Source organism: Kitasatospora sp. NPDC059327, assembly GCF_042752535.1.
Lineage (GTDB): Bacteria > Actinomycetota > Actinomycetes > Streptomycetales > Streptomycetaceae > Kitasatospora.
Window position 1 is genome coordinate 42,322 of record NZ_JBHYYB010000014.1, and the last position, 16,272, is coordinate 58,593.

The following is a 16,272-nucleotide window of genomic DNA, read 5'->3' on the forward strand; positions in this document are numbered from 1 at the left end:
CGGGCGTCCAGGTGGGCGGCCCGCTTTGACAACCTACCCTCACCAATTTACCTTCATGGTGGAATTACTTCACCATGGAGGTATCTGGCGTGAGTGACCTGTCCCCCATCCCCGACAGGGCGACCGGGCCCTACCGGTGGCGATGGCTGATCCTGGTGGTGATGATCGTCGCGGAGATCATGGATCTCCTGGACGCCTCGATCGTCAACGTCGCCGGACCGGACCTGGAGAGATCCCTCGGCGCCGGTCCCGTCGGACTGCAATGGGTGATCGGCGGCTACGCCCTCACCCTGGGCGCCGGGCTCGTGCTAGGCGGCCGGCTCGGCGACCGCCACGGCCGGCGCCGGATGTTCCTGATCGGACTCGCGGCGTTCACCGCGGCCTCGCTGCTGTGCGCGACCGCGCCGAACATCGAGGCGCTGATCGCCTTCCGCCTGCTGCAGGGCACCGCCGGAGCGATGCTGCTGCCCCAGGGCCTGGGCCTGCTGCGGGAGAACTTCTCCGGCCCCGAGCTCACCAAGGTCTTCGCGATCTTCGGACCCGTCCTCGGCCTGGGCGGCATCATCGGCCCGGTCCTGGGCGGCTTCCTCATCGAGGGCGACTTCTTCGACCTGGGCTGGCGGTCGGTGTTCCTGATCAACCTGCCCATCGGCGTCGCGGCACTGATCGTCGCCGCGACGTTCGTGCCCAGGAAGGCGGGCGACCGCACGGTCCGGGTCGACCTGACCGGCGCGGCCCTGGTCGTGATCTCCTGCGCCCTGCTGGTACTGCCCCTCAACCAGGGCCAGGAGAACGGCTGGCGCCCGTGGACGTGGCTGTCCATGGCCGCGTCGGCGGTCGGGTTCGCCCTCTTCGCCCTCCAGCAGCGCCGCACGGCCGCCGCGGGCCGCGAGCCGCTGGTGACCCCGGGCCTGCTGCGCAAGCCCGCCTTCACCGTCGGGCTCGGCGGCATCGCCCTGTTCTTCGGCGGGCTCATCGGTACCCAGCTCGTGCTGACCCTGTTCCTCCAGATCGGCCGGCACTTCACCGCCGGCGAGGCGGGCCTGGGCAACCTGCCCCTCGCGGTGGGAACCGCGATCGGCGGCGCGGTCAGCGGCGCGTTCCTCGCGGACAGGATCGGCCGCAAGGTGCTCCAGATCGGACCGCTGGTCCAGCTGGCCGGCGCGGCCGTGCTGTGGTTCGAGCTCGACGACCTCGACGCCGCCTCGTTCTCGATCTGGGACATCGCTCCCGGCGTGGCGGTGGCGGGCATCGGCGCCGGCATGGTGATCGCGGCCCTGTTCAGCTTCATCCTGGCCGCGGTCGACGACGACGAGATCGGATCCGCCTCCGGTGTCCTGTCGGCGGTCCAGGCAGTCGGCGGCTCCATCGGCGTCGCGGTCTTCGGCTCGGTGTTCTTCGCCCGGGCCGAGACCGGTGACTTCACCGGCGGCTTCCACCGTGCGCTGATCGTCCAGGCGTGCCTGCTGGTGGCCTTCTTCGCGATCACCTTCCTGCTGCCCGAGAAGGGGCGCCCCGAAGGGGAGCAGCACGGCATCTCCCCCGAGACGACCGCCGGCGACTCCGGCAGCAGGCAGAACGTCGCCGCGTGAAACACGGCTGGGGAGAGCGCCCACCGAAGCGGTCTCCCCGGACCGATGTCGGACCACCGGGCAACCCCGCCCGACCGCACGCCACGGGGAAACGCCCGGACGAAGGCGACGGGTGGACGTGGGGCCGGCCTTGAGCGCTAGGTCATCAGGCCTCAGGGCCCGTGCCTGCGGCGCTCTCGCCCTGGTGGCGGAGGGCCGCACCACCAGGGGCGGGATCGTCAGGCGGCGCGGCACAGCTCGGCGGGATCGGTCCGGGCCGAGCCGTGCGTCACGGCCACGGGCCGCGCGGTGGGAGCGGTCCGCGAGCGGTCGCGGGCGAAGACGACCAGGCGCAGCACCAGGAACCGCGCCGTGCCGGCGAGCGCGGAGGCCGACAGGTAGACGACCTGGTCGAGCAGCATTCCGGGCGATGCCACCGTCTGTCGCAGGAGGACCATCGCCGCACAGGTCATCGCGTAGCCGGCCGCCGCGCAGGCGGCCGACTGCACGTGCTGACGCCGGGACGCCCGCCCGCCCGCGCCGAACGTGAAGCGGGCGTGCATCTCGGTGGCCAGCAGCGTGGCGAGCACGGTGACCACGGCATTGGCCAGCACCCACGGAATCCGGTACGCGAGGGCGGCCACCGCGAGACTGGAAGCCAGACCCACGCCGCCGCCACTGAGCACGAAGCGCGCGAACGCGGCGATCGCGCCAGGTGCCTTCCGCTGCCGGCTCTCTGCCGTCGCCATGATCCGCCCCCTTGTGATGACCGACCCCGCGAAACGCCCGCCCCGGGGCCCCCACGATTCGCCAACTCTGTTTCCAATGACAGAAACGCTACGTTGCCTTCGCGCCATGCGCAACAAGAAAGTGGCGCCACATCACCATCTGCACAGCCCATAGCCCTGTCATCGTTGCAATAGAGATGGATGCAACGCAATAGCGGCCACATTGGTCGTTGCAACAGACCGTCGTGAACGCCACGCCGGGGCCACCGCGACCGCGAGGGCGAACCCTTCGGCGGACCGGCGGTGGAGCGCGACCCGGGCCGCGGCGCACACACTGCCGCCCATCGCCGCGCCACCAGGGCCGCGTCGACACACCGTCCGCGCGAGCACGGGAAGCGGCGCCGTCGTCGGTCACCACGGCGGTGACCGCCGCACCCGTCGACCCACCCCGCGCCACGCCGACCACCGGGCGCCACCGCGCATCACCCCGGGCGCGAGCCCGACGCCGACCGGGCCCGTCGCCGTACACTCGCTGGAGAAGGCCTCGCGGGAGCGACCCGCCGGACGCGGGAGCGGCCCGCCCGACACCGACGGCCCACCGCCGTCGGCCGCCCGCCCCACCACAGGCCCGCCGGGCCCCGCGGGGCGGACCGGCGACGCCCACGGGGGCGCCCCGGGAGCACGGCCGGGAGTCGACCGGAAGCGGCGGAGCCCGCCCGCCACCCGAAGGGAGCACAATCCGGTGTGGCGTGGCTCACTTCCCCATAATTCATCTGACGATCAGTCAAGTCGAGTGACATGTCGTCACATCCACCCCAGGGCAGATCAGTTGTTGACTGACGATCCGTCAGATTCGGCCATTCCAAGGCAAGTTGATTGAAGTGTCGGGCAGTACGCCGTTCATCACCCCGGGCTACCATCGGTCAGGTTGTCCGCTCCGGCCCCGGAGTGGGGTCACCCGCTCACCCGAGTGCTCCCACCGCCCCAAGGGCCGGACACGGTCGGGACCAGGGGCGAGGACGAGGAGCGCACGGCTGCCATGACAGCTGAACCGAGCCAGACAGAGCAGAGCGAGCGGTCACCGCGGGCCCTCTTCCCCGGACGCCCGGCCCCGGCCCCGCGCACCCTGGTCGACATCCTGGACGCCGCTGTCCGCGCCCACCCGAACGAACCCGCCCTGGACGACGGCCACACCGTCCTCGGCTACCGGGCGCTCGCCGCCGAGGTCGAACAGCTGCGCCGCCGACTGGCCGGCGCCGGGATCGGCGCGGGCGACCGGGTCGGTGTCCGCGTCCCCTCCGGCACCAACGACCTCTACATCGCGATCCTCGCCGTGCTGGCCGCGGGCGCCGCGTACGTCCCCGTGGACGCCGAGGACCCCGACGAGCGCGCGCAGCTCGTCTTCGAGGAGGCCGCCGTCGCCGGGGTGCTCGGGGCCGGGCGTGCCCTGACCCTCACCGGCGACCAGCGGCCCGCCGTAGCCGCGGACACCCGGCCGACCCCCGGGGACGACGCCTGGATCATCTTCACCTCCGGCTCCACCGGCCGGCCGAAGGGCGTCGCCGTCACCCATCGCAACGCCGCCGCGTTCGTCGACGCCGAGGCCGCGCTGTTCCTCCAGGAGGAGCCGATCGGCCCCGGCGACCGCGTGATGGCCGGCCTCTCCGTCGCCTTCGACGCCTCCTGCGAGGAGATGTGGCTGGCCTGGCGCTACGGCGCCTGCCTGGTGCCCGTCCCCCGCTCCCAGGTGCGCAGCGGCGCCGACCTCGGCCCCTGGCTCGCCGACCAGGAGATCACCGTCGTCTCCACCGTCCCGACGCTGGCCGCGCTCTGGCCCGCCGAGGCGCTGAACGAGGTCCGGCTGCTGATCTTCGGCGGCGAGGCCTGCCCGCCCGAGCTGGTGCAACGCCTGGTCACCGAGGGCCGCGAGGTCTGGAACACCTACGGTCCGACCGAGGCGACCGTGGTGGCCTGCGCCGCACTGCTCACCGGCGACGGCCCGGTCCGGATCGGCCTGCCGCTGGACGGCTGGGACCTCGCCGTGGTCGACGAGGCCGGCGAGCCGGTCGCCGCGGGCGGCACCGGCCAGCTGGTGATCGGCGGCGTCGGTCTGGCCCGCTACCTGGACCCGGTCAAGGACGCCGAGAAGTACGCGCCGCTGCCCTCGCTCGGCTGGGAGCGCGCCTACCGCAGCGGCGACCTCGTCCAGGCCGACCCCGCGGGTCTGCTCTTCCTCGGCCGCGGCGACGAGCAGATCAAGCTCGGCGGCCGCCGGATCGAACTCGGCGAGGTCGACGCCGCGCTGCAGGGCCTGCCGGGCGTCGCCGGCGCGGCCGCCGCCGTCCGCACCGCGCGCGGCGGCAACCAGCTGCTGGTCGGCTACCTGGTCACCAAGGACGGCTGGGACAAGGAGCTGGCCGTCGAGCGGCTGCGCGCCGAGCTGCCCGCCGCCCTGGTGCCGCTGCTCGCCCCCGTGGACTCCCTGCCCACCCGCACGTCCGGCAAGGTCGACCGGAACGCGCTGCCGTGGCCGCTGCCCGACCTGGAGGCCGCCGGCCCCACCGAACAGCTCTACGGCACCGAGGCCTGGCTGGCCGAGCAGTGGTCCGAGATCCTCGGTGTGCCGATCAGCGGTCCGCGTGAGGACTTCTTCGCCATCGGCGGCGGCAGCCTGGCCGCCGCGCGGCTCACCACCCTGCTGCGCACCCGCTACCCGAGCGCCGCCGTGCTGGACATCTACCAGCAGCCGACCCTGCGCAAGCTCGCCCGCCACCTGGAGCGGACGGCGGCGGACAGCGGCGAGAGCCGCACCGTCGCGCCGGTCCCGACCAGGGCCAAGCTGCTCCAGCTGCTCCTGCTGGTCCCGCTCTTCACCGTGATCGGGCTGCGCTGGACGGTCGCCCTGCTGGCGCTCGGCAATGTGCTCACCTGGTTCGGGGACTACCCCTGGGCGCCGACCGCCTCCTGGTGGGCGATCGGCGCCGGCGCGCTGGCGCTGTTCTCCCCGGCGGGCCGGCTCGCGGTCGCGGCCGGCGGCGCCCGACTGCTGCTGCGCGGTCTGCGCCCCGGCAGCTACCCGCGCGGCGGCAGCACCCACCTGCGGCTCTGGACCGCCGAACGGCTGGCCGAGGTCACTGGCGCGACCTCGCTCTCCGGCGCCTGGCTGACCCGCTACGCGCGGGCGCTCGGCGCCAAGGTCGGCCCGGAGGTCGACCTGCACTCGCTGCCGCCGGTCACCGGCATGCTCAAGCTCGGCCGGGGCTGCGCCGTGGAGGCCGAGGTCGACCTCTGCGGCTACTGGCTGGACGGCGACCGGCTGGAGATCGGCCAGGTCAAGGTCGGTTCGGGGGCCGTGGTCGGCACCCGCTCGACGCTGCTGCCCGGCGCCCGGGTCGGCAAGCGGGCGCACGTGGTGGCCGGCTCCAGCGTCACCGGACAGGTGCCGACCGGCCAGCGCTGGGGCGGCGCGCCCGCCGTCAAGCTGGGCCGGGCCGAGCGGACCTGGCCCAAGGACCGTCCGGTCCGCCAGGCCCGCTGGGCGGCGCTGTTCGGCGCCAGCGGCACGGCGCTGAGCCTGCTGCCGGTGCTCCCCGCGCTCGCCGGGCTCGCCGTGCTCTCCCGCTTCGTCCTCCCCGGCCAGGACCTCGGCGCCGCGCTCGGCGGCGCCCTGCTCGGCCTCCTCCCGACCACCCTGGCGTACGGCCTCGTGTACGCGGCGCAGCTGGTGGCGGCCGTGCGGCTGCTGAGCATCGGGTTGGCCCCGGGGGTGCACCCGCTGCACGGCCGGGTCGGCTGGCAGGCCTGGACGGTCACCCAGCTGATGGACCAGGCCCGCGAGATCCTGTTCCCGCTGTACGCGGGCCTCGTCACGCCGCTGTGGCTGCGGGCCCTGGGGATGAAGGTCGGCCGCGGCGCCGAGGTGTCCACCGTGCTGGCGCTGCCGAGCCTGACCACGGTCGGGGACGGCGCCTTCCTGGCGGACGACACCCTGATCGCCCCGTACGAGCTGGGCGGCGGCTGGCTGCGGCTCGGTGAGGCGAAGGTCGGTGAGCGGGCGTTCCTCGGCAACTCGGGGATGACCGCTCCCGGCCGGGCGGTCCCGGCGCGCGGGCTGGTGGGCGTGCTGTCGGCGACGCCGAAGAAGGCCAAGAAGGGCAGCTCCTACCTGGGGATGCCCCCGATGCGACTGCCCCGCTCGGCCGACCAGGCCGACCAGAGCCTCACCTACGAGCCGCCGGCCCGGCTGCTCTGGGCCCGCGGGCTGGTCGAAGTGGCCCGGTTGCTGCCGGTCCTGGCCTCCGGCGCGCTCGGTGCGTTGACCCTCGCGGCGCTCTCCTGGCTGGCGACGGGCTGGTCACCGGTGGCGGCGGCGCTGCTGTCCGGGCTGGTGCTGCTCACCGCCGGCGGGCTGGCCTGCGCGGTGGCGGTGGCGGCGAAGTGGCTGCTGGTCGGGCGGTTCCGGGCGGTGGAGCACCCGCTCTGGAGCGGCTTCGTGTGGCGCAACGAGCTGGCGGACACCTTCGTCGAGGTGCTGGCCGTGCCGTGGCTGGTGGGCGCGGTCCCGGGCACGCCGGTCCTGAACGTCTGGCTGCGGGCGCTCGGCGCGCACGTCGGGCGGGGCGTCTGGTGCGAGAGCTACTGGCTGCCGGAGGCCGACCTGGTGACCCTCGGGGACGGGGTCACCGTCAACCGGGGCTGCGTGGTGCAGACCCACCTCTTCCACGACCGGATCATGCGGATGGATACTGTCATCCTCCGCGAGGGCGCCACCCTGGGCCCGGGCGGCATCGTGCTGCCCGGCAGTACGGTGGGCGCGCGCAGCACACTGGGCCCGGCCTCGCTGGTGATGCGTGCCGAGTCCGTCCCCGCCGACACGCGGTGGCTGGGCAACCCGATCGAGGTGTGGCAGGCCACCTCGTGACCGCCGTGTCCGCACCGCCCGCCACCTCCACGTCCCCCAGCTCGCAGGGAGCGCACGACCCGGTGAAACCCCGCCCGGTGAACCACCAGCACGCCTCGGCGGCCCCCACCGCCGCCCCGGACCCGTACTTCCCCAACAACGGGGACCCCCGCTACAAGGTCCACCGCTACGAGCTGGCCCTGGACTACCGCCCGGGGCCGAACCGGCTGGGCGGTACGGCCCGGCTCAGCGCCGTCGCCCGGACGGCGCTGTCCGAGTTCGCGCTCGACCTCGCCGAGTTCCGGATCGGCCGGGTCCTGGTGGACGGCAAGCCCGCCCGCTACACCCACCGGGCCGGCAAGCTGCGGGTGCGTCCGGTCAAGGCCCTCACGGCCGGCGCCGCGTTCACGGTCGAGGTGCACTACACGGGGAACCCGCGCCCGGTGCGCAGCCCGTGGGGCGGCCTCGGCTGGGAGGAGCTGACCGACGGCGCGCTGGTCGCCAGCCAGCCCGTCGGCGCACCGTCCTGGTTCCCCTGCAATGACCGGCCCGCCGACAAGGCGACGTACCAGATAGCGGTCACCACGCCCTCGGTGTACACCGTCGTGGTCGGCGGCCGGCTGATCACCCGCACCACCCGCGCGTCCAGCACCACCTGGATCTACGAGCAGAGCGCACCGACCTCGACCTACCTGGTGACCGTCTCGATCGGCCAGTACCGGCCGGTGGTGCTCGCCGAGCGCCCCGCCGTCCGGCAGACCGGCTACGTGCCCGAGCGGCTGGGCACCGAGTTCGCCGCGGACTTCGGGCGGCAGCCGGAGATGACGGCGTACTTCGAGGAGGCCTTCGGCCCCTATCCGTTCGGCGAGTACGCGGTGGTCGTCGCCGACGAGGAGCTGGACGTCCCGGTGGAGGCACAGGGCGTCGCCACGTTCGGCACCAACCACCTCGGCGGGGGCTGGGAGCGCCAGCGGCTGATCGCCCACGAGCTGGCCCACCAGTGGTTCGGCAACAGTGTGTCGATCGCCGACTGGAGCCACATCTGGCTCAACGAGGGCTTCGCCAAGTACGCGGAGTGGCTCTGGTCGGAGCGGGCCGGCGGGCCGGCCGCCGCGGTGCACGCCGCGGCGGCGCACAGCCTGTTGGCCGGTCTGCCCCAGGACCTGCGGCTGGGCGACCCGGGGCGGAAGCTGATGTTCGACGACCGGCTCTACCAGCGCGGCGGCCTCACCGTCCACGCCCTGCGGCTCACCCTCGGCGACGCCTCCTTCTTCCCGATGCTCCGGGACTGGGCCACCATCCACCGGCACGGCGTGGTCGGCACCGCCGACCTCCGCGCCCACGCGGCCCGCTACTGCGACCACGCGTTGAACGCCCTGTTCACGGCCTGGCTCGACCGCCCGGAACTCCCGCCGCTGCCCCGGGGCTGACCGGCGGGACGGCGGGTGGGACGGCCCCGGGCCCGGGCACCAGGGGTGCCCGGGCCACGAGGGGGTTTCACGCCCAGGGGTTGAAGGGGATGCCGCCGGGCTTGGAGGCGTTCAGGAGGTTCCGGAAACGGTCGTCCTTGTCGGTGGTCTTGATGGTCGCCGAGCCGAAGTCGGCGTTGTTGAGCCGGTCCCGCAGCCAGGTGCTGGGCCAGCCGTTCCAGTCGACGATGGGGGGCTGGCGCCAGTTGTGGTAGTGGTTCTCCGGCGGCTCGTCGTTGCTGTTGGCCAGGCGGAACAGGTGGGTGAGGCCCGGCAGGCCGTCCTTGTGGTAGACGACCTTGGGGTGGCTGCCGTCGAACCGCACGGACGAGCGGGGGTAGGTGGCCTGGCTGCTGTGCTGGGTGACGCTCAGGTACTCGACCTGGTTGGACGACTGCTTGACCCAGGAGATGACGTGCTCCCAGTCGTGGCGGTGACCGCCGGAACCGTGCACCGTCTGGTCCTTCTCGAAGTAGCTGGCGTACACGATGGCGCACCAGCCGTTGTTGCACTTGGAGCGGGCGTAGGTCTGTGAGCGGTCCAGGTCGGACTGGTCGTGGCAGTTCCCGTTGATGGCGCCGGAGGTGTTCAGCCCGGGGTTGAGCGTGCCGTCCGGGGCGATCGCGGAGACCGCGTAGCAGCCGTCCGTGTCGTAGTCGTAGGCGGGCGAGAAGGAGGCCTCGTAACCACCGGCCCGCTGCGGCAGGTTGGGCAGCAAGTCGGCCTGGGCGGCCGGGCCGGGGACGGCGAGCAGGAGGGCGGCCGCGCCGAGGAGCGTCCCGATCCGGCCGTGGACGCGCGAGGCGCGCCCGCTCGTGGACACCCGGGCCGCGGGGGCCGGGCCGGGCAGCGAGGAGGTCTTCATGGGTCCCCATTCGTCGGAGTCGGTGCGGGCCGCCCGGCGGCGGGGCGGCCCGCACCGAGCATGGCCGAGGACGGTGCCGGGGCGGATCCGTCCGATGACTGACGGGTTCGTCGCCCGTCGGCCCCCTTCCCCTGCCGATCGGGCCTGACACCCGGTCATATGACTTAGGGGCGTTTCCCGCGGGCCGGTCGGGGCCCGCCGCCGATCGGAGCCGGCCGGCCCGGCCCGGTCGACGCCGAGTGCGCGCGGGCAGGCGGCCGGAACGGACACCGGCCGGCCCGGACGCTCCCCGGGGGGGGAGACGCCCGGACCGGCCGGAGCGGTGCCGCGGAGGACGGGTCAGCCGGTGAAACCGGCCGTGATGGAGGTGAACTGCCAGTCGTTCTGGGCGATGCCGGAGCAGGTCTCCTGCAGGCCGCCGCCGGCGCAACCGCGGTCGCGGTTGACGGACCAGAAGGCGAGCCGGGCGATGTGGTGGCTGTTGGCCCAGTCGCGGATCGCGGTCCAGTTCTGGACGGTGGTGACCTCGTTGGTGTCGCTGAGGCCGTTCATCCCGGAGATGCCGACGTGCGCGTAGGCGGTGGCGTCGTCCCAACCGAAGGTGGACTTGAGCTTGGCCTTCAGGCCCTCGGCCGCGCTCACGGTGGCGGCGTACATGTCGGTGGAGGCGTTGCCGAAGTCGAACGGCATGATGGTGAACACGTCGATGTCCGCGCCGAGCGCCTTCGCCTGCTCGATCAGCCGGTTGCCGTAGTAGGTCGGGCCGGTGGTGTCGGTGCCGAAGGTCAGGATGGTGCGCAGGCCGGGGTTGTTCTGCTTGACGATCTTCAGCGCGCCGAGGACGCGGTCCTGGACCGCGGTGTTCTCGAACTCGTCGGTGTTCTCGATGTCGACGTCGATCGCCTTCAGCCCATAGGCGTCGATCACCTTCTGGTACGCGGCGGCGAGGTCAGCGGTGGTCGCGCAGTTGGGGCCGAGCTTGTTGCCGCTCCAGCCGCCGATGGACGGGACGACGTCGCCGCCGGCCGCGCGGACGGCGTTGATCGTCGCCTGGTCGACCCCGTTCAGCAGCGGCCGCTGGCTGTCCCAGGTGGGGTTGCAGCCGTTCTGGGCGAGGATGAAGGCCAGGGTGAACCACTTGACGCCGGTGGCGTTCATGACGGTCGCCGCGGCGGGCGGGTTGCCCCAGCCGTTGTAGAGGTAGGGCGCGGCCTGCTTGAACCCGGTCGGGGTGCCGCCGCCGCCCGGGTCGGTGGTGACGGCGAGGGCGGCGGAGGCGCCGGAGGTGTTGCCGGCCGCGTCGCGGGCCTTCACGGTGAAGCTGTACGCGGTGGCGGCGGTCAGTCCGTTGACCGTGGTGGCGGTGCCGGTGGCGGTGGCGACCTTGGTGGCGCCCTGGTAGACGTCGTAGCCGGTCACGCCGACGTTGTCGGTGGCGGCGTCCCAGGCGAGGCCGACGCTGGTGGCGGACTTGCCGGTGCTGCGCAGGTTGCCGGGGGTGGTGGGCGCCTGGGTGTCGGCGGGGGTACCGCCGCCCGGACCGTCCAGGCTCAGGTCGTCGGCGTAGTAGGTGCCCTGCCCGTACCAGCCGTTGAGGTAGACCTCCGCGCTGGTCTGGGTGGCGCCGGTGGTGAAGGAGACGCTCAGCTTGGTGTAGTCGGCGGCCGAGGTCCAGGCCGAGCCGCCGCCGGTGACACCGAGGTAGACGTAGCTGCCGCGCACCCAGCCGGAGAGCGAGTACGTGGTGTTGGGCTGGACGGCGACCGTCTGCGCGCACTTGGCGTTGTCGCTCGCGGTGGCGGCACCGGCCAGCGCCTTGGCGCCGCCGTGCACGGGGGTGGAGACCACCGAGCCGAGTCCGCCGGAGCAGGACCAGCCGGACAGGGTGCCGGTCTCGAACCCGGGGTTGCCGAGTTGGTTCGCCGCGTGGGCGACGGTGGGTGCGGTGAACGCGGCGGCGGCCGCGAGCAGGGCGGCCGCGCCGACGGCGGGCAGTCGGGTGCGCTTGAGCACCGGTGACCTCCAGTGGGGGTGTGGGGGTGGAGGTGCGGGGAGGAGCCCAAAATGGACTGGACCAATTCGTGCTGTCAAGTACCGTCCGGCGAGCGGACGGTGACCTGGCGGAGACCGGGCGGTCCGAGGTCGTCGGGGACGTCCCGTCACCGCACCGGCCCCGGAACCGGACCGGGGGCGTCACGCGGATCGTCGCACGGACCGGACGGGACGGGGCCGGCGAACCGCGGGCCGGGGGGGATCCGACTCCGCGGGGCCGGCGGGAGCGGGACGGCGGGCACCCCCGGACGGCCCGGGAGACGGCGGCGGACCACCCGGGAGGGCCCCTGGGGAGGGCCCGGGAATGCAGGTGAAATGCCATAGGTGTCCGAAGTAGGTTGAAGGGGCCGTCCGGTGACGGTCGACCTCCCCGCGGTCGATCCCCCCGTGGTCGGCCCGCCTGTCCCGCCACTCCAGCAGACGATTCAGAGGATCAGATGACCGACCAGTACGACGAGCTCCTCCCCGCGACCCGCCGCGCCCTGCTGCACCGGGTCGCGGTCGCGCAAGCCGAGGGCCGCACGCCCTCCCTGGTCGCCGCGGTGGTGCGGGAAGGCCGGCTGGTCTGGAGCGGCGCCCGCAGCATGATCGACGATCATGCGCCCGACACCGACGTGCAGTACCGGATCGGCTCGCTGACCAAGACCTTCGTCGCCGTCCTGGTGCTCCGCCTGCGCGACGAGGGCCTGCTCGACCTGGCCGACCCGCTGAAGCGGCACCTGGCCGGGACCGCGGCCGACGAGGCCACCATCGCCCAACTGCTGTCCCACTCGGCCGGCCTCGCCGCCGAGACCCCGGCACCCTGGTGGGAACGGACCGACGGTTCGCTGCGCCCGGAACTCGGCGACGTCCTGGAGCGCGAACACCCGCTGAAGCACCCGGCCGGGCGGCTCCACCACTACTCCAACCCGGGCTACGCCCTGCTCGGCGCGCTGGTCGAGCGCCTGCGTGGCGAGCCGTGGGACGAGGTGCTGCGCCGCGAGATCCTCGCGCCGCTCGGGATGGACCGCACCACCCCGCTCCCCCGGCAGCCGCACGCCGGCGGCTTCGCCGTCCATCCCTGGGCCGATGTCATGCTGCCCGAACCACTGACCGACACCGGGGTGATGGGACCGGCCGGGCAACTCTGGTCGACCGCCGCCGACCTGGCCCGCTGGGCCGCCTTCCTGGCCGGCGGCGACCCGAAGGTGCTGGCCGCCGACAGCCTCGCCGAGATGCGCCGGCCGGCCGTCGGCCCGGAGGGCGAGAACTGGTCCGGCGGGTACGGGCTCGGGCTGCAGCTGCTGCGTCACGAGGGCCGCGTGCTCCACGGCCACACCGGCTCGGTGCCGGGCTTCACCGCCGGGCTCTGGGTCAGCGAGACGGACGGCCTGGCGGCGATCGCCCTCGCCAACGCGACCGGTGGCGGCAACACCCCGCGGGTCGCGGCGGAGCTGATCGCCCTCACCGCCCACCACGAGCCCCGGCTGCCCGAGCCCTGGCGTCCGTTGCCCTCCCTCGACAAGGAGTTGCTCGCACTCACCGGCCCCTGGTACTGGGGCGCCGCCGGGCACACGCTGCGCCTGAAGGCCGACCGTGCCCTGGAGCTCGCACCGCTCACCGGCGGCACCCGCAGCTCGCGGTTCCGCGCCGAGCCGGACGGCACCTGGACGGGGCTGGACAACTACTACGCGGGCGAGACCCTGCGGGTGGTGCGGTCCGCCGACGGGTCGGTCAGCCACCTGGACCTCGGCTCCTTCGTCCTCACCCGCGAGCCCTACGGTCCGGCCGAAGCCGTCCCGGGCGGAGTCGACCCGGCCGGCTGGCAGACCTTCTGAGGCGTCAGGACACGCCGTTCTCCCCGGCGGTGCGGCGGGCCACCGACGCCGTGCGGCGGGCCTACGGCAGGGTGCGGCGGGCCTCCGGCGCTTCGGCGGCGGCCCGCGTCCCGGCCGCGGCCGGCCCCTCGGCCGGGTCCGGGCCCGGGCCCGGCCGGCGGGCGAGGCGCAGCAGATGGGCCGTGCGCAGCACGTGCGAGGCGAGCAGCAGACCGACGGCCGTGCTCGGGGCCAGGGCCGCGTCCGTCGCGTCCTCGTCCCAGTCGAGGAGAGCACCGACCGCCAGGAACGGGACCACCCCCACCACCGGGGCGACCAGCAGCGCGAACACGAGGGTGCTCCGCCGACGGCACTCCTCCCAGCACCGGTCCGAGGTGATCTGGAGCGCGCCGGCCATCGCCACCACCAGCATCCACCAGGGCGAGGTGGGCAGTCCGACGAGCCTCGCCAGCAGGTGGACGAGGAGCAGGACGACCGTGAGCCGCACCTGCACCCGCAGGACGTCCCGCAGCTCCGCGGTGATCGGCCGCCGCCGTGCCGCCCCCGCTTTCCACCCCATGGAGCGGAGCATACGGTGGCGCCCGCACACCGGACAGGTGTCCGGCAGACGGTGAGTGGCCCCATTCAACAGGTGCACATCTGCGCTCCGCCGAACCGCAACGTGGACGCCAGCCGACACGGAGAAACATACGGATACCGGTTCGCACGCCCCACGACCGAGCGGTGCGGGCCGGTGCCACGGCGTTCCGTGGCTGCCGTCGTCCGTGCCGCCCTGGAGGGTCCGCCATGACCACCGTCCCCACGTACGCTCCGCCCGCAGTCACCCCCGGCCACACCTCGGTACTCCCCGCCCCGCTGCCCGTCCAGCTTCCCGTCCAGCTCCCCTCGCAGCCGAACGCCGGCCGCCCCGCCGGCGTTCGCCCCGCTCCCGTTCCCGCCGCCCCGGCACCGACCGCCCCGGCACCGGTCCTCCTCGGCGGGGCCCCCGCGTACACCGTCGCGCTCGCCCGCGACGAGGACGACGTGCGGGCCGCCCAGTTGCTGCGCCACCAGGTCTTCGCCGCCGAGCTCGGCGCCCTGCTGCACAGCCCGGTGGCGGGACTGGACGTCGACCCGTTCGACGCGTTCTGCGACCACCTGCTGGTGCGCGAGGGCGAGGACGGCCCGGTGGTGGGGACGTACCGGCTGCTGCGCCCGGAGGCCGCGCGGCGGGCCGGACGGCTCTACTCCGACGGCGAGTTCGACCTGCGCAACCTGACCCCGCTCCGCGACGGCCTGGTGGAGCTGGGCCGCTCCTGCATCCACCCGGACCACCGGGGCAACGGGGCCGTCATCAACCTGATGTGGGGCGGCATCGCCCGCTACCTCGCGGACACCGGCAACAGCTGGGTCGGCGGCTGCTGCTCGATCCCGCTGGACGACGGCGGTGCCACGGCGGCGCGGGTCTGGGACACCGTCAGCGCCAAGTACCTCGCACCCGAGGAGTACCGGGTCACCCCGCACCGGCCGTGGGACCCGGCCGGGCTGCCGCGGGCCGAGCGGGCCGCCCTTCCGGCGCTGCTCCGCGGGTACCTGCGGCTGGGCGCCTGGGTCTGCGGCGCGCCCGCCCACGACCCGGACTTCGCCACCGCCGACCTGTACGTGCTGCTGTCACTGGAGCGCACCGACCCGCGCTACCTGCGGCACTTCCTCTCCGGGACGACCGCCGGTACTCCGGCCACCGCGCACGGCGGCGCGGAACCCGCTCCCGGACCGCTCTCATGAGTGCCTGGCTGCCGACGGCCCCCTGCACGCCGGAGTCCTGTCTGACCGAGCCCGGCCCGATGGTGGCAGTCCCCCGACGAGTCCTGCGCCTGGCCGCCTTCCTGGCCGTGCTGGTGGTCGGCCTCGCGCTCACCCCGTCGGTGCGGGCCCTGCCCGGGGGGCCGCGCGACGGACTGGTCCGGTTCTGGGCCCGCGCCCTGCTCGGCGCGCTCGGCGTCTCGGTCCGCCTCGCGCCGCCCCCGGCCGGCGGGGGCGGCGTGCTGGTGGTGGCCAACCACGTCTCGTGGCTGGACATCCCGCTGATCGCGGCCGGCCGGCCCGGCCGTTCGCTGGCCAAGACCGAGGTCCGGCGCTGGCCGGTCCTCGGCCCGCTGGTGGCCTGGGGCGGCACCGTCTTCCTCGACCGCGACCGGCTGCGCACCCTCCCGGGCACCGTCGCGGCGGTCGCCGAACTGCTGCGCGCGGGCCGGCCCGTGGTCGTCTTCCCCGAGGGCTCGACCTGGTGCGGGCGGGAGAGCGGCCGGTTCCGCCCGGCCCTCTTCGAGGCCGCCGTCCAGGCCGGGGCGCCCGTGCAGCCGGTGACGGTCCGTTACCGGCTCGCGGACGGACGGGCGACCAGCGTGCCCGCCTTCGTCGGCGAGGACGGGCTGATCGCCTCGATCGCCCGGGTGGTGTCGGTCCGTGGACTGGTGGCCGAAGTAACGTTCCTGCCCCCGATCCCGGCCCCCGAGGCCCGGACCGGATGGCCGGTGGACCGGTGGCGGCCACGCCGGGAGCTGGCACGCGCCGCGCAGGCGGCCGTGGAGGCGACCGGCCGGTGACCTCCGGCCGGCGCGACCGGGTGCCCACCGCGGGCACCCGTCGCGACCGGCCACCGCCCGGGCCGGCGGACGATCGGCACCGGCGACCACCCGGGACCGGTGACGGGCTGGGACCGGCGGCGGCCTGGGACCGTGCCCGAGCGGGCCGGCGGATGGTCGGGACCGGCGGATGGTCGGGACCGGCGGGCGATCGACGGGCCACGGGCCGGGCGGGTAGCCTCACGGCGTCCCGTCCGTTCAGCGCCACCGGCCGCCCGCCACCGCGGTCGGCCACCGATCGCCCAG

Annotated in this window: 10 protein-coding genes; 6 read left to right on the forward strand and 4 right to left on the reverse strand. The window is 74.3% G+C overall.

All coding sequences use genetic code 11. The annotated features are described in order from the left end of the window. The first annotated feature begins 74 nt into the window (after window positions 1-74). On the forward strand, window positions 75-1,592 hold the full coding sequence (locus ACFXHB_RS11515) for an MFS transporter (protein ID WP_380573765.1): 1,518 nt from the start codon (window positions 75-77) through the stop codon (window positions 1,590-1,592). Between the two features lie 218 nt (window positions 1,593-1,810). Here the strand turns inward: ACFXHB_RS11515 and ACFXHB_RS11520 are convergent, their stop codons facing one another. Beyond that, a complete protein-coding gene (locus tag ACFXHB_RS11520; protein WP_380573766.1) occupies window positions 1,811-2,320 on the reverse strand; it encodes a GtrA family protein in 510 nt (169 codons plus the stop codon). A gap of 1,018 nt (window positions 2,321-3,338) precedes the next feature. On the opposite strand from ACFXHB_RS11520, the gene ACFXHB_RS11525 reads away from it, so the two are divergent. Further along, window positions 3,339-7,220 (forward strand): Pls/PosA family non-ribosomal peptide synthetase, encoded by a 3,882-nt coding sequence (locus ACFXHB_RS11525; protein ID WP_380573767.1) that lies wholly within the window; start codon window positions 3,339-3,341, stop codon window positions 7,218-7,220. Between the two features lie 77 nt (window positions 7,221-7,297). Continuing rightward, window positions 7,298-8,629 carry a M1 family metallopeptidase gene (locus ACFXHB_RS11530; protein WP_380573768.1) on the forward strand — a complete coding sequence of 444 codons (1,332 nt, stop codon included), beginning with the start codon at window positions 7,298-7,300 and terminating at the stop codon, window positions 8,627-8,629. 67 nt (window positions 8,630-8,696) lie between these two features. Here the strand turns inward: ACFXHB_RS11530 and ACFXHB_RS11535 are convergent, their stop codons facing one another. Continuing rightward, window positions 8,697-9,533, reverse strand: coding sequence for an NPP1 family protein (locus ACFXHB_RS11535; protein WP_380573769.1), 837 nt, complete (start codon window positions 9,531-9,533; stop codon window positions 8,697-8,699). Between the two features lie 339 nt (window positions 9,534-9,872). Then, a complete protein-coding gene (locus tag ACFXHB_RS11540) occupies window positions 9,873-11,546 on the reverse strand; it encodes a carbohydrate binding domain-containing protein (protein ID WP_380573771.1) in 1,674 nt (557 codons plus the stop codon). Window positions 11,547-12,022: 476 nt separating this feature from the next. Between ACFXHB_RS11540 and ACFXHB_RS11545 the strand changes: the two genes are divergently transcribed. Then, the gene (locus ACFXHB_RS11545) at window positions 12,023-13,402 is read left to right on the forward strand and encodes a serine hydrolase domain-containing protein (RefSeq protein ID WP_380573772.1); all 1,380 of its coding nucleotides are present in this window, start codon (window positions 12,023-12,025) and stop codon (window positions 13,400-13,402) included. A 61-nt stretch (window positions 13,403-13,463) separates the two neighbouring features. On the opposite strand, the gene ACFXHB_RS11550 is transcribed toward ACFXHB_RS11545, so the two are convergent. Then, window positions 13,464-13,961 (reverse strand): hypothetical protein, encoded by a 498-nt coding sequence (locus tag ACFXHB_RS11550; RefSeq protein WP_380573773.1) that lies wholly within the window; start codon window positions 13,959-13,961, stop codon window positions 13,464-13,466. A 227-nt stretch (window positions 13,962-14,188) separates the two neighbouring features. On the opposite strand from ACFXHB_RS11550, the gene ACFXHB_RS11555 reads away from it, so the two are divergent. Together ACFXHB_RS11555 and ACFXHB_RS11560 are read left to right on the forward strand one after the other, a co-directional pair. Continuing rightward, the gene (locus ACFXHB_RS11555) at window positions 14,189-15,166 is read left to right on the forward strand and encodes a GNAT family N-acetyltransferase (protein WP_380573774.1); all 978 of its coding nucleotides are present in this window, start codon (window positions 14,189-14,191) and stop codon (window positions 15,164-15,166) included. Next, window positions 15,163-15,987, forward strand: coding sequence for a lysophospholipid acyltransferase family protein (locus tag ACFXHB_RS11560; RefSeq protein WP_380573775.1), 825 nt, complete (start codon window positions 15,163-15,165; stop codon window positions 15,985-15,987). The genes ACFXHB_RS11555 and ACFXHB_RS11560 overlap by 4 nt, the downstream gene beginning before the upstream one ends. Window positions 15,988-16,272 lie beyond the last annotated feature (285 nt).

Excerpts from the sequence above, each read along its gene's own strand:
- ACFXHB_RS11515 (WP_380573765.1), top strand. The coding sequence starts at position 75 with ATGGAGGTATCTGGCGTGAGTGACCTGTCCCCCATCCCCGACAGGGCG.
- ACFXHB_RS11520 (WP_380573766.1), bottom strand. The coding sequence starts at position 2,320 with ATGGCGACGGCAGAGAGCCGGCAGCGGAAGGCACCTGGCGCGATCGCC.
- ACFXHB_RS11525 (WP_380573767.1), top strand. The coding sequence starts at position 3,339 with ATGACAGCTGAACCGAGCCAGACAGAGCAGAGCGAGCGGTCACCGCGG.
- ACFXHB_RS11535 (WP_380573769.1), bottom strand. The coding sequence starts at position 9,533 with ATGAAGACCTCCTCGCTGCCCGGCCCGGCCCCCGCGGCCCGGGTGTCC.
- ACFXHB_RS11545 (WP_380573772.1), top strand. The coding sequence starts at position 12,023 with ATGACCGACCAGTACGACGAGCTCCTCCCCGCGACCCGCCGCGCCCTG.
- ACFXHB_RS11550 (WP_380573773.1), bottom strand. The coding sequence starts at position 13,961 with ATGGGGTGGAAAGCGGGGGCGGCACGGCGGCGGCCGATCACCGCGGAG.
- ACFXHB_RS11555 (WP_380573774.1), top strand. The coding sequence starts at position 14,189 with ATGACCACCGTCCCCACGTACGCTCCGCCCGCAGTCACCCCCGGCCAC.
- ACFXHB_RS11560 (WP_380573775.1), top strand. The coding sequence starts at position 15,163 with ATGAGTGCCTGGCTGCCGACGGCCCCCTGCACGCCGGAGTCCTGTCTG.